General features: G+C 38.3%; 13 protein-coding genes. 2 read left to right on the forward strand and 11 right to left on the reverse strand.

Annotated features, from left to right (window positions below):
* Positions 1 to 128 precede the first annotated feature (128 nt).
* The 3 genes from rny to IGL49_RS11400 form a co-directional block, all read right to left on the reverse strand.
* On the reverse strand, positions 129 to 1,685 hold the full coding sequence (rny, locus tag IGL49_RS11390) for a ribonuclease Y (RefSeq protein WP_002354863.1): 1,557 nt from the start codon (positions 1,683 to 1,685) through the stop codon (positions 129 to 131).
* A 395-nt stretch (positions 1,686 to 2,080) separates the two neighbouring features.
* The gene (recA, locus tag IGL49_RS11395; protein ID WP_104854404.1) at positions 2,081 to 3,127 is read right to left on the reverse strand and encodes a recombinase RecA; all 1,047 of its coding nucleotides are present in this window, start codon (positions 3,125 to 3,127) and stop codon (positions 2,081 to 2,083) included.
* A gap of 113 nt (positions 3,128 to 3,240) precedes the next feature.
* Positions 3,241 to 4,485, reverse strand: coding sequence for a competence/damage-inducible protein A (locus IGL49_RS11400; RefSeq protein WP_104854403.1), 1,245 nt, complete (start codon positions 4,483 to 4,485; stop codon positions 3,241 to 3,243).
* 190 nt (positions 4,486 to 4,675) lie between these two features.
* On the opposite strand from IGL49_RS11400, the gene IGL49_RS11405 reads away from it, so the two are divergent.
* Positions 4,676 to 5,875 (forward strand): hypothetical protein, encoded by a 1,200-nt coding sequence (locus IGL49_RS11405; protein ID WP_104854402.1) that lies wholly within the window; start codon positions 4,676 to 4,678, stop codon positions 5,873 to 5,875.
* 79 nt (positions 5,876 to 5,954) lie between these two features.
* Here IGL49_RS11405 and IGL49_RS11410 read toward each other — a convergent pair whose 3' ends face one another.
* The 3 genes from IGL49_RS11410 to IGL49_RS11420 form a co-directional block, all read right to left on the reverse strand.
* Positions 5,955 to 6,584 carry an NAD(P)-dependent oxidoreductase gene (locus tag IGL49_RS11410; RefSeq protein WP_162782556.1) on the reverse strand — a complete coding sequence of 210 codons (630 nt, stop codon included), beginning with the start codon at positions 6,582 to 6,584 and terminating at the stop codon, positions 5,955 to 5,957.
* A 58-nt stretch (positions 6,585 to 6,642) separates the two neighbouring features.
* A complete protein-coding gene (locus IGL49_RS11415; RefSeq protein ID WP_002383201.1) occupies positions 6,643 to 7,068 on the reverse strand; it encodes an Rrf2 family transcriptional regulator in 426 nt (141 codons plus the stop codon).
* A gap of 88 nt (positions 7,069 to 7,156) precedes the next feature.
* Positions 7,157 to 7,540: a YccF domain-containing protein gene (locus IGL49_RS11420; protein ID WP_002354850.1), complete on the reverse strand. Its 384-nt coding sequence runs from the start codon at positions 7,538 to 7,540 to the stop codon at positions 7,157 to 7,159.
* 163 nt (positions 7,541 to 7,703) lie between these two features.
* On the opposite strand from IGL49_RS11420, the gene IGL49_RS11425 reads away from it, so the two are divergent.
* Positions 7,704 to 8,495, forward strand: a complete 792-nt coding sequence (locus tag IGL49_RS11425; RefSeq protein ID WP_104854400.1) for a hypothetical protein — start codon at positions 7,704 to 7,706, stop codon at positions 8,493 to 8,495.
* A 54-nt stretch (positions 8,496 to 8,549) separates the two neighbouring features.
* Here the strand turns inward: IGL49_RS11425 and IGL49_RS11430 are convergent, their stop codons facing one another.
* From IGL49_RS11430 to IGL49_RS11450, 5 genes are all read right to left on the reverse strand, one after another.
* Positions 8,550 to 9,686, reverse strand: coding sequence for an ArgE/DapE family deacylase (locus IGL49_RS11430; protein WP_104854475.1), 1,137 nt, complete (start codon positions 9,684 to 9,686; stop codon positions 8,550 to 8,552).
* A 129-nt stretch (positions 9,687 to 9,815) separates the two neighbouring features.
* Complete coding sequence (locus IGL49_RS11435) at positions 9,816 to 10,700, reverse strand: RsiV family protein (RefSeq protein ID WP_104858167.1); 885 nt, start codon at positions 10,698 to 10,700, stop codon at positions 9,816 to 9,818.
* A 24-nt stretch (positions 10,701 to 10,724) separates the two neighbouring features.
* On the reverse strand, positions 10,725 to 11,222 hold the full coding sequence (locus IGL49_RS11440; protein ID WP_104854398.1) for an RNA polymerase sigma factor: 498 nt from the start codon (positions 11,220 to 11,222) through the stop codon (positions 10,725 to 10,727).
* A 120-nt stretch (positions 11,223 to 11,342) separates the two neighbouring features.
* On the reverse strand, positions 11,343 to 12,803 hold the full coding sequence (locus IGL49_RS11445; RefSeq protein WP_164982930.1) for a helix-turn-helix domain-containing protein: 1,461 nt from the start codon (positions 12,801 to 12,803) through the stop codon (positions 11,343 to 11,345).
* Positions 12,778 to 13,263 carry a hypothetical protein gene (locus IGL49_RS11450; protein WP_010827848.1) on the reverse strand — a complete coding sequence of 162 codons (486 nt, stop codon included), beginning with the start codon at positions 13,261 to 13,263 and terminating at the stop codon, positions 12,778 to 12,780. The genes IGL49_RS11445 and IGL49_RS11450 overlap by 26 nt, the downstream gene beginning before the upstream one ends.
* Positions 13,264 to 13,275: the final 12 nt, after the last annotated feature.

The following is a 13,275-nucleotide window of genomic DNA, read 5'->3' on the forward strand; positions in this document are numbered from 1 at the left end:
GTTTATTATAGTTGTTTTCGCTTTGAAAAGAAAGTTTTGGTTTTAAAAGATTAAAAAAAGTGTCTCAACGAACAATCCTTGCAATTGTTCGTTGAGACACTACACGCGATACTTATTCGCTTTTTATTTTATTTCGCATAGTCAACGGCACGTGTTTCACGGATAACCGTTACTTTGATATGTCCTGGATAATCCAAGTCATCTTCAATTTTCTTCCGAATGTCTCGAACTAAACGAACAGATTCTAAATCAGAAATTTCTTCTGGTTTCACCATGACACGAACTTCACGTCCTGCTTGAACAGCAAAACTTGAATCCACGCCTTCAAAACTATTAGAAATATTTTCTAAGTTTTCTAAGCGGCGAATGTAGTTTTCTAACGATTCACTACGTGCACCTGGACGGGCTGCAGATAACGCATCTGCGGCTGCCACTAAAACAGAAATAACTGAGGTTGCTTCCACATCACCATGATGCGAGGCAATGGCATTAATAACTACTGAATTTTCTTTATATTTCGCAGCTAATTCTGCGCCAATCTCAACGTGAGAACCTTCAATTTCATGATCTAATGCTTTCCCAATATCGTGTAGTAAACCTGCCCGTTTGGCTAATTGAACATCTTCGCCCAATTCGGCGGCTAAAACGCCAGCCAGTTTTGCTACTTCGATTGAGTGGTTCAAGACATTTTGACCATAACTTGTTCTGAAACGTAAACGGCCTAAAATTTTAATTAAATCAGGATGTAACGTATGAGCACCTACTTCAAAGGCTGCTTGTTCTCCGTATTCACGAATCCGTTCATCCATTTCTTTACGTGATTTTTCTACCATTTCTTCGATACGAGCTGGATGAATCCGACCATCTTGGATTAATTTTTCCAAGGTCATTCGAGCAATTTCTCGTCTGATTGGATCAAATCCTGATAACACAACCGCTTCTGGCGTATCATCAATGATTAAGTCAATCCCTGTTAAAGTTTCCAATGTACGAATATTACGTCCTTCACGACCAATAATGCGACCTTTCATCTCATCATTTGGTAAAGTGACCACGGAAACAGTTGTTTCAGAAACAGAATCGGCGGCGCAACGTTGAATTGCTAGGGAAAGCAAGTTCTTCGCTTTGCGATCAGATTCTTCTTTGGCACGTTGTTCTGACTCCTTGACCATCAAGGTTAGTTCATGATTCAACTCTTCTTCTGTTGACTTCATAATAATCGATTTTGCTTCTTCTTTTGAAAGGGAAGCAATTCGTTCTAATTCTTGATGTTGCTGATTAATTAAGTTTTCTACTTCTTTTTCTCGCTCATCAATTAATTGCTGTCTAGCACCAAGTTTCTCTTCTTTTTCTTCCAGTGAGCCTTCACGTTTTTCAAGAGAGTCATCTTTACGATCCAACGTTTGTTCCCGTTGAATTAAACGATTTTCTTGAGATTTAAGTTCTAATCTGCTTTCTTTCAACTCACTTTCAATTTCTGAACGATACTTCTGGTTCTCTTCCTTAGCTTCTAGCAATGCTTCTTTTTTCAGTGTTTCTGATTCTTTCCGAGCGTTCTCGAGAATACTCGACGCTGAAATTTTTGCACCATTTATTGCTTTATCATGACGTGACTTTGCAATAACAAATCCTAAACCAAGACCGACAATCAAACCGACGATAGCGAGGAGAATATTTAAAACCATATTTCCACCTCCATACTATCTTTTTGTTAATTCATATCTTGTAGTTTTTTGATAAACTAAAATCAATTATCAATATGCCTACTTGCATATTTGTGCATACACACAATTTTATTCTAATGTTTGTCGCTAAAGGTGTCAACTTAAAAAAGCCCTTTCTTTTGGAAAGGGCAGCAAATATTAGACAACGTCACATTTTTAGGTTTCTGCCGTCACGAATTGTTTAAATTTTAGAACAAACGCCGCATAGTCTGCTGTTTGACTAAGCTGCTTGATGTGGATGGGTTCGGACATAGACAACAGCCTACTTAACAATTTAGTTCTAAATCAAAAAGACAACACCTGTCCTGTTCAGTAAGTGTTGTCTTTTTTCTTAACGAGTCGTATTCACTCGTTATTTATTCATCTAAGGGTAGTTCTTCTTGAGCTTCTGCTTCTTCTGTAATGGTAGAACCATCACCGATGCCATATGCATCCCGAACCAATTTAGACACTTCTGCCATCATTTCAGGATGATCCGCCATGTATTGTTTGGCATTTTCACGCCCTTGGCCAATTCGTTCTTCTTTGTAGCCATACCAAGCACCACTTTTGCTGATAAGGTCTTTTTCCACAGCCATATCTAGTAATTCGCCTTCTTGGGAAATCCCTTGGCCATACATGATATCAACTTCTGCCACTTTAAATGGTGGCGCCACTTTATTTTTAACGACTTTAATTTTTGTGCGGTTACCGACGATGTCTGTCCCTTGTTTTAACTGTTCTGCACGACGGACTTCTAAACGAACCGTTGCGTAGAATTTCAATGCACGTCCGCCAGGAGTTGTTTCAGGATTTCCGAACATCACGCCAACTTTTTCACGAATTTGGTTAATGAAAATAGCAATTGTTTTTGTCTTATTAATTGAGCCTGATAATTTACGTAGTGCTTGAGACATTAGTCGAGCTTGTAAGCCGACATGACTCGCCCCCATCTCACCATCAATCTCTGCACGAGGAACTAACGCAGCAACCGAGTCGATGACAACGATGTCAATCGCACCACTTGAAACTAAGGCATCGGCAATCTCTAAGCCTTGCTCACCCGTATCTGGTTGAGATAAAAGTAATTCATCAATGTTAACGCCTAGTTTCTCCGCATATTGAGGATCCAATGCATGCTCAGCATCGATAAAAGCGGCTGTTCCACCATTTCGTTGCACTTCTGCAATTGCGTGTAAAGAAACAGTTGTTTTACCAGAACTTTCAGGACCATATACTTCAATAATTCGGCCACGTGGATACCCACCTACGCCCAATGCAACATCTAACGCTAAAGAACCACTAGGGATAGTTGAAATTTTTTGATCAGCTTTTTCGCCTAATTTCATAATAGAGCCTTTCCCAAAGTTCTTTTCAATTTTTTTCAGTGCGGCATCTAAAGCCACTTTACGATCATCTGCCAATGGATAATCCTCCTTTAATTTATATAAACTTATTTTTCATTTCCTGTTAGTAGGTCTATCATATCTCTTTTGTATCAAAAAAGCAAGAAAAAACCGAACAAACATTCGCATATTTATTTTTTATTAATGATTCGGCGCCGCAAAAGATCTAATCCTCGCATCATAGCACTCTGTCTAATAGAATTTCGGTCACGGTTAAAATGGAAACATTCGGCAACGGTTGGTTGGCCTTCTTCCGCCAGCCCAATCCAAACAGTGCCTGTCGGTTGACCTTCAATTGGGTCACCAGCGACCCCAGTAAATGATACGCCATAGTTAGATTTAGCTAACTGACGTGCTTTCTCTGCCATTTCTTTGGCACATGCTTCACTTACCGTGCCATGTTCTTCTAAAAGTTCATGAGAAATTCCTAAAAAGTTCTCTTTTGTTTCTTGCGAATAAGTCACAAAGCCTCCTTTAAAGATCTTCGAAGCACCCGCAATTTCCCCCAGTGTACTTTGGAATAGGCCAGCGGTGAGGCTTTCAGCGGCCGTGACGGTTTGGCCGTTTTGTAATAACAAATCCACTGTTACCTTGGCTAAATTATTGTCATCACCATAACCATAAAAATAGCCCCCCACTTTAGCTAAAATCTTTTCTTCCGTTGCTGTTAATAATTCCTCGCCAGCTACTAAGTCTTTGGTTTTAACCGTTAAACGAAGCGTCACTTCGTGAGGCTTAGCATAAGGCGCAATGGTTGGGTTCGTTTGGTGCGCAATTAACTCTTGAATCTCGGTCACCAGTTGGGATTCACCAATGCCATAAAAGCGCAAGACTCTCGAAATCAATTGTTCTTCTTGCGGAAACGCACCAATCAATAAAGGTCGTGCCGCTTGTTGGAACATCGGAATTAATTCATTGGGCGGCCCTGGTAAGAGCAAATAGCTCGTTGTGCCTTCTGTCACGAAAGAACCAACAGCTAATCCTGTCGGGTTTTGAAGAACTTGCCCACCTTCAATGGCTAACACTTGTCGTAGATTATTTTCCGTCATTGGTCGCTTAGACTGTTGGAAAAATTGGTGTAAGCGATTCAATCCTTCTTGATCTTCTATTAATGATTTATGGAGATGTTGTGCGACCACTTGCTTGGTTAAATCATCTTCTGTAGGTCCTAATCCTCCACAAAGGACAATTAAATCACTTCTTTGTTCTGCTTCTGTTAATAACGTTTCTAAGCGGCCGCCGTTATCGCCAACAACGGTCTGATAGTAAACATCGATGCCTAACGCAGCTAACTCTTCTGATAAAAAGGTGGCGTTGGTATTCACTACTTGTCCCAGTAATAACTCTGTTCCGACTGCAATGATTTCTGCTTTCATTGATTTCCCCTTCTCTAATAACATACGTAGTTAAACTCACTTTCATTTTATCACAACAAAATTTTTACAAAAGAATTTGAGCTTCAGGAAATAATTTTTTTATCAGGAAATTTATTAATTATTACGAAAAAAATGTTCATTTTCTCACAATCCATTGTATAATAATGTTATATTGAAAGGAGAGAAATGAATGAGTGTAGTATTAGTACTTTTGGGTCTATTAGGTTTACTTGTCAGCGGGGGACTGACTATCAAAGCATTAATTAAGAAACAACCGAAAAAACAATATGGCTATGCCGCATTAGCAAGTGCCGCTCTATTTATTGGTGGAGTTGCCACGACAGATTCTTCCCCAACGCTTTCACTTGATGCAGAGAGTGTTGAAACCGATGCCAATGGCTCAGCCACCATCAAAGGAGAATATGATGGCAATAGCAAATTAACGGCCGATGGCAAGGAAGTAAAGACGAAAGACAAGACATTTTCTTACAAAGTAAAACTATCAGATGAAAAAACGCAAAAAATTACCTTTGTTGCTGAGAAGAAAGATACCAAAGTTGAAAAATCAGTCGAAGTTACACCATCAAAAGAATTTATTGCGAGCATCACAGATTCTGAGCAAGAATTGGCCAAAACAGAAAAAGCCTTAGCTTACGCTGAAAAGCAACCTTCTCAGAAAAACTATGATGAAGCCGCAACCTTAGTTTCTTCATTAAGTCAAGAATACGAGGAATACAATAATCGCCTTGAAAAAATCAAAGAGGCAGTACCTGTTGATAAAGCAGTTACAACCGCAGAAAAATCCAAAAACAAAAGCGATTATCAAGCAGCTGAAAAACTAGTAGCTGCTGCGCCAGTTGGCAAAGAAGGTTTTCAACAACGTTTAACGACTGTTCAAACCGCTATCGCTGAAAAAGAAAAAAATGAACAATTAGTCGCCAGTGCGACAGCCGCTGTTGAAAAAGCTGAACAAGAACCAACTAATGAAGCTTACTATAATGAAGCGATCAAACAAATTGACGCTTTAAATTCCCCAAACCAATCGTTAACAAAACGGGTAGCCGTTGTTAAAACTCAATTAGATGCCCACAAAGAAAAACAACGAAAAGAAGCAGAAGCTCAGAAACTAGCCGCTGAAAAAGCGCAAAAAGAACAAGCCGAAGCGGCAGCAAAAGCGCAAGCTGAAGCAGAGGCGCAACAAGCCGCACAGGCACCGGCGGCAGTCGAGACGGCTGCTGCAGAAGCTGGTCCAGAAACAAGTGCAACTGTCCTAGTGACACCAACTGGCAGTAAATACCATGCACGCAAATGTGGAAACGGAACCTATACGGAAACTACGTTAGCGGATGCTCAAGCAAGAGGCTTAACTCCTTGTTCTAAATGTTATTAATTTTTGTGTAAATAAAGAAAGAAGCGAGAGATAAAACATTTTATCTCTCACTTCTTTCTTTATTTATGATTTTTTTCTTTTATTGATACACACTGATTCGTTGATTTGGGTGTGCATTACTTTCCACTTCATCTAACATGGCAACGGCGTAGTCTGCGTAACTAATGTAGCTGTCACCTTGACTATTGGTTGTTAATTCTTCGCCAGCGACTTCATAATGGCCTGTCGCAGGACCTTCAGCATCAAACATGGCTGCAGGACTAATATAGGTCCAGTGGATGTCTTGAGCTTCTTTCAATAAGTTTAAAGCTTCGCCCATCGCTGAAGCTAATGGCTGAATTTCTGCTGGGAATGATGGTGTATCTTTTAATTGAGTTGTATGTTCTGGGTCCACATACAAGGTTCCAGCGCCTCCAACGACAAACAAACGCGTTTTTTGGTTGGTTAAAATCTCAATCAAATGTTGGGTAGATTTAGGGAAATCTTGCACATCTGGGAATCCTAAAGCGCTAATTAATACATCAAACGCTTGAATATCTTCTGTTGTTAATTGATAAACATCTTTTTCAATGGTCGGTGTCCCATCTGTTATTTTTGAGGCATTACGAACGATGGCTGTCACGTCCATCCCGCGACGTTTCGCTTCTGCTAAAAGTAATTGTCCTTCTTTTCCGGTTGCTCCTAATACTGCTACTTTCATGTAAATCATCCTTTCATTTTCAAATAGAACTAAAATAGTTACATTTAATACTTTAAAAGTAGAGAGATTACTTATCTCTCTTAACTTCTATTTCATGAATCACATCTGCTAAGGTGATGCTTTTCAATTCTTCTTCCATTTTTTGTTGCACTTTAGTAAATTCAGTTTCTAGTACCGATTGGATATTTGCCCCAACGGAACAGTTTGGATTAGGATTTTGATGAATATTGAAAATCTCTCGTTCCAATTCAACCGCTGTATAAATTTCATACAGTGAGATTTCTTCTGGTTTCTTTAATAAGGTATTTTTATTGGCTCCACGCATGGAATGAATCAAGCCGGCTTTTTTTAACTGGCTCATTAGTCGTCGAACAACGACTGGATTCGTATTCACGCTCGAAGCAATGTATTCAGAAGTCACTTGTTCTTGAGGACCTGTTTCAATCAAACTTAAAATATGAATCGCAACACTTAATTTCGTTGACATGGCCATGTCTAATCACTCCAAACTAAATGTAACGTTATTTGTTACATTTACAGAATACGCTGTTTCGTTTTATTTGTCAATGAGAAACCTCTGACTATTCAAAATAAAAATCAGTTGTTGAAACAACACGTGCCCCAAACGGCATTAACGCTAGTTTTGCCAATTTAAAGGATTGTTGCCCAAACGGAATGCCGATGATTGTCAGACAAAGCAACAAACCACTAATACAGTGTCCAATTGCTAATGGTAGTCCACTGATAATCAGCCAAATAATGTTTACCACCAAAGATACGCCGCTATCGCTATACACAACTCGCTTTTTAAACGGCCAAAAACTCAACCCCGCTAATTTAAAACATTGTAAACCAATCGGAATCCCAATAATTGTAATGCACCATATCACGCCTGCGAATAGCCAAGATAAGCCACCAAAAAAGCCGCCAAAGATGAACCATAAAATATTGCCAAGTGTTTTCATTCTTATTCCTCTACTTTCCTCATTAAAAATTATGTATGTGAGTAAGTATACCATGAAAGCTTCTTTTTGTTTCAAACAATATTGTAAGGTTGCTGACTCGTTAAAAGACGAAGACTTTGTTTCATGATACAATGAAGAAACTAACGATAAAGGAGCAGACTTCATGGACTTACATTTAACCGTTGATCTAAAAAAAACAAAGACACTCATTGAATTAGCCGATCAGGCCCACTTAATCATTGAACAAACAACTAAATTACCGCAAAAAGAGGCAGCGATTCTTTTCTTGCTAAGAGACAACCAACTAGTTGCTTTAGGACTTGCTGAAGAAAAAGCTACATACAAAGAAGTTTCTTTTGATCACTCGATTTTATTGAAACCGACTTGGGACACAGAACTTGCCTATTTAGTGCAAGCTTTCCTGGATGATGCGAAAGAAAGTGGTTTAACATTAGAAGCAACCCCGGCGCCAGTCAAAATTCCGAAAAGTGCGGTGGCGACAGTGACTAACTATAAAGAAACAGTCACCTTTATCTTGGAACGGTTTGGCTACTCTCTGTTTAAAAAACCGGCGCCGAAGAAAGCCAGACCAGCCAAAGCACGCCACAAATGGACAAAAGAAGTCAGCCAAATTCCTTTTTATATTGATACTCGACAAAGCAAAGCAACAGTTTTTTGGCAAAAGCGCAATGAAATGCTTATTAAAGCTGGCGCGACAATGATGCCAGAAGCCCCTTTAAATAAAGACGGGTCTGTCGGTTTCTCCGCCAGATTTGGTGAAAAACTTCGTGATGAACGCAAGGGCCAATTTAAAGACTTTGTCACAACGGAAGATATCGTCTTAAAAAGCGTTAATGAAGTCGGCTTGTTTCTCTATTTTGCTGGGACAAACAGCTGGTTAGAACTAGTTGATGAGAACGGCAAAACCTTAAATGAATGGACTGTGGTGGAATAACCCTTATAAAAAAATGTCACGCCTGATTTTTTATGATTCAGGCGCGACATTTTTTTAATTTAAATAACTTTTTGCTATCGCTTGATACTTATCAATCATATCTAAGTAATTATCAATTTCGACATATTCGTCGACTTGGTGTGGCAAAGTTGGAACGCCTGGACCAAAGACAACGCAATCAAATTTATTTTTTGATTTAGTGAATTCCGCTAAATCTGTTGTTCCTGCTGCTGTTATCAATGGCAACGGTTGATCAAATTGAGCTTGAATGGCTTGAATTAACGCAGAATCTTTCTCAGCTTTTACAGGAATTTTATTGTAATCAATCGTTAATTCTAACTGATGTTTTTCTTTTTTGTTCAATTCATCGACAATTTTTTGTAACAATGCAATGACTTGGTCGTTGCTGAATTCTGGAATTGAACGGATATTCCCTTGCAAGGCTGCTTGACCTGGAATACTGTTCACTTGTGTGCCACCTTTAATGACGGTTACATTGTGAATCGTTCGACCCAATTCAGGATTTTCATAGTTTGTTGTGACTTCCGCCATTTGTTGGTTCGCTTCTGTAATAAATTCGTTCAAATTATTAATCGCATTAATGCCTTCTTCTGGCATGGAACTGTGGGCTTCTTTTCCGTGTGAAACAACAGAATAGTTAATTGAACCCATGTGCGCGTACATCAAGTTATAATTAGTTGGTTCTCCAATCACTAAGGCACTTAAATCGTCAGCATAGCCTTTTTCAGTTAATTGGCCAGCACCTAGCTCACCAACTTCTTCGCCAACTGTACCTAAAAATTTAACCGCTCCATTTAATGGGACTTTCTTTTCTTTTAATTCAATCATTGCTAAAACCATTGCGACTAAGCCGCTTTTCATGTCCGTTGCACCACGTCCATACAATTTATTTCCTTCAATGTGGGCCGCAAATGGTGGGAAAGTCCATTGACTTTCGTCTCCCTCAGAAACCACGTCCATGTGACCACTAAACCCTAAGACTTTTTCTCGGTTTTCACCTAAGTAAGCAACCAAACTACTACGATTTGGTGCATAAGAAACGAGTTCAGAAGGGATCTCATATTTTTTCAAAAGATTTTGTAAATAGATTGCCACTTCTTCTTCGTTTCCGTTTACAGAGTTAATTTTCACAACATCTTGTAAAATACTAATTTTTTCTGATTTTTCCATTGCCATTCGCCCTTTCTTATTATGCTTAATTCTAGTGTACGCCTCTCTTAGTAAAACAGCAACTGACTTGGTTAGACCAGCAAAAAACACGCGACAGTTTTAAGAAATATCGCGTGTTTTTTGCTAAGTTTATTTAAAATAATTAGGCGCTGCCAATTCATTCTCAATGACTTGATTAGGAATCACAAATTCGGGGGTACCCATATAATAAGGCGCAATCTCTCCTTGAGGGAACACAATCACTAATTGGTGTTTTTCATTGATATAGAAAGGTTGGTCCTTTTTAATTTTTTTGAAGGGTTGAACATCGCTGCGGGCATCCTCTTTTTCGGACCAGTATATTTTATTGCTATCGTTCTTCATTTGGTCTGCGATTTGTTGTTTAATTTCACTACTAATGACATCAATGTAAAAATCATTTTTAAAAATTAGGGGTAGTGAGACGACAACATTGGCTCGTTTGTCAATGGTGTCATATTTCGTTGTTGTCGCAGAGCTGCCTTTAATTTCTGTAAAAGTTCGTTTGACTACTAGGAAGCGACGGTCGTCCACGACTTTTTCATAATCTCCGGTGACTGAAACACGAGAGCCATCAAACAATTGTCCTTTGACTTGTTGGAATTCTGTTTGCGCTTCTTTCAAGTATTTTTTGTTAAGCATGTCGGCTACTGAAGATTCTTGGGATGTTTGGATTTTAGGAACATCGATTTTCACTTCACTTTCCTGCTTTTTCGCTGTCAACGTTTTGAAGGTCACTAATTGAACAATTTTATCTAACACAGGAATGTTGCGGGCCGCTTCACTAAAACCTGGAAACAAATTGACTGATAAAACAAAGCCGCAGGCCACCACTAGACTACTTTGCAGTGTGCGGTTTCTAAAACGAAGCCAGGTATAACGCTTCTTCTCTTTATAAAAACGTGCTTTAACTTCCGTTTGCAAGTCAGTTGGTAACGGTTGTTGGCGGTATTCTTTTGAAAAGTTTTTAACAACACTTTTTACAAAATCTTCCATTATTTTTTCGCTTCCTTTCTTTTACTAATTCAGCAGACTTCGGAGTTCATTCAAACTTCGATACATCTTCGTTTTAATCGTGTTTTCGTTAATATCCAGAATCAATGCGATTTCTTTTAACGTAAAGCCTTCAAAAAATTTCAACAGAATAATTTCACGATTGGGACTATCTAATTGATTAATAATTTCTTCAATCTCTAAAAAACTGCGTTGTGGATTATTCAATAAGTCTAAAACGTGTTCACCTTTTTCAATATGAACAGCTTCTCGTTTCTTTTTGCGCCAATAATCTGTCGCTACAGAAATCAGAATTCGAAAGAACCATGCATCAAACTCCTTAATATCTGGTCCTTTTTGGATGGCCTTCAGTGCCTTTTCAAAACTTTCTTGAATCACATCTAAGGCATCCTCTTTTGAATGCGTATAGCTAAAGGCGATGCGATACATTTTTTCATATTTGGTATCTATAAGCATTTCTAATGCGCGAATTTGTTTTTTTCTTTTCCAACCATCAAAAACCATCGATTTCTGGAACCTCCTTTCCTGTACACTTATATAGACGAATCACAAGCATAAAAAGTTTCAACATTTTTATTATTTTTAATTTTTATATTCTAAAAGAAAAAGAAATCACCGTCTAGCCTACGATGATTTCTTTTTCTCTTCTCCCGAGTGCGGTCTTAGTGCGCTCAGCGTTTTAATAAAATGCGACCAATCAACAGGACGTGGTGGCGCTAGCCAAATGATTTGGGTTATCTCAGGCCAATCGACAAAATGAATATCCGATAAAATTAATTGTACACTTTCATCTACATGTGATTTAAAAATGATATTCCATTCTGTAATTTTTTCAATATTTTTTTGTATCATACGGTTGTAGGCTTCACCAAAGGAAAAATCGACACACAGTGTAATCGGAGCCAAAACTTTTTTCAATGGTAACGCATCCACCATTAACAACAGATACCGATAAAATAAAAACTGTCTGGCATCCCAAACAAGGGGCTTCGTTTTTTGTTCTTGAATAAATTGTCGACTAGCAGAAAAATACTCTGTATACGTTTCTGCAAAGTAGGTTACATCCATTTTGCGATAACTATAGTTTGCTTCTATTGGAAAATGTAACAGTTTAAAATGAACGATTGTTACTTTTTGTTCAAAACCTTGCAGGACTTCCGCAGAAAGCTGAAATTGCATTTTTAAATAAGTTAATAAGTCACGATTCAATTGTTGAATTTCTGCAAATCTTTGACAAAGTGCTGTTGGAGCTACTTGCAGCCACTCTTCAGCAATTAAAAATACGAGTAAATAATTGCCTTCGTTTGTTCGTTGTGGTTCTGGGATTTGAAGACTCTCTAACCAATTGAAAACATTCTGCTGACTGTCATCGGCTAATTGTTTTAACACCTGCGGATCCACTTTTTTCTCTACATAAAACTGTTGCTGCGTTCGTACTAAAGAAATCGCCAAAAAATGGAAACATTTGGCTTGTGCATAGCCCGCACGCTGATTAAGATGAACCTTCTCAGAAAAAAATAGTTCAAAGTTCCGAATCTGCTCTAAAACTTTTTTACCGTACAATGAAAAATCACGTTGGTATAATTGTAAAAAAACCAGCGTTGTGACTTCGCGTAAATTGGTTTCATGTCCCACCAAGTGAAATTCTTTATTAATTGTAATTTGATAATTTTCCAGCATTTTCTTTAATTCCTTGAACTCCTTATAAGCCAATGTGTGACTAACAAAGTGTTCTAGAGCAAACTCATTCACTGAATCAAAACGCTGAAAAAAGAAATCTTGAAACATAGCAAAACGCAAAGACTCTTTAATGTAGCAGTCAATCAAAGTAGCGGAAGTTTCCGTTCCTGATTCATTAAGAGTTAAGAAAATGCCATCGCTCACAATTTGAAAATCCTCTGATAAACCAAATTCAATAAAATCGGCATTTAATTCAGCGACCGTTTTGTTCACGATAAATTCAGATAATTCTAACTCCTGCATTACGGTTTCTTTTGACTCTGTTAACATCGGTGCATTTTCCAGTAACTGAAATAAGGCGATTTTTCTTTTATCCACTTTATTTAAAAACATCATCAATATCATAGACTTCTCTCACATCCATTTTTTTCCCATACAATCCATTTCCTGAAAGAAAGTACCCAACCGCTGCTAAATAGCTTTCAGATTCTTCATCGCCGCCTGCACCAAGTCCATTAGGAAAGACAAAATCTTTATTCACTTGTAGGGGATGAGCCGTTGTTTCTTTTGTTTGTTTCTTTTTTTCTTTTGACATTGCCGGTTTCTCCACAGGTTTGTCTTTTTTCTTGGGTGAAGGCTTTTTTTCTTCAGAAGGAACCGTATTTTTTTGATCTTCCGGTGGGGTTGGCGCAGGTTGTTCCTGTTCTGACTTTTCCTGAGGGGTGATTGATTCTGGTTTTGGTTGAATTTCTTCCGTTGGTTCTAAGGGATTATAAATAGGTGTCGCCAATGTTTGAATTGGTTCTATTTCGACAGCCGTAAAAATTAGCAAAGAACTAAATAAAAAAAGATACTTTTTTCTCATGGCTTCTCACTC

This window comes from Enterococcus sp. DIV1337a (assembly GCF_051712285.1).
GTDB lineage: Bacteria > Bacillota > Bacilli > Lactobacillales > Enterococcaceae > Enterococcus > Enterococcus faecalis.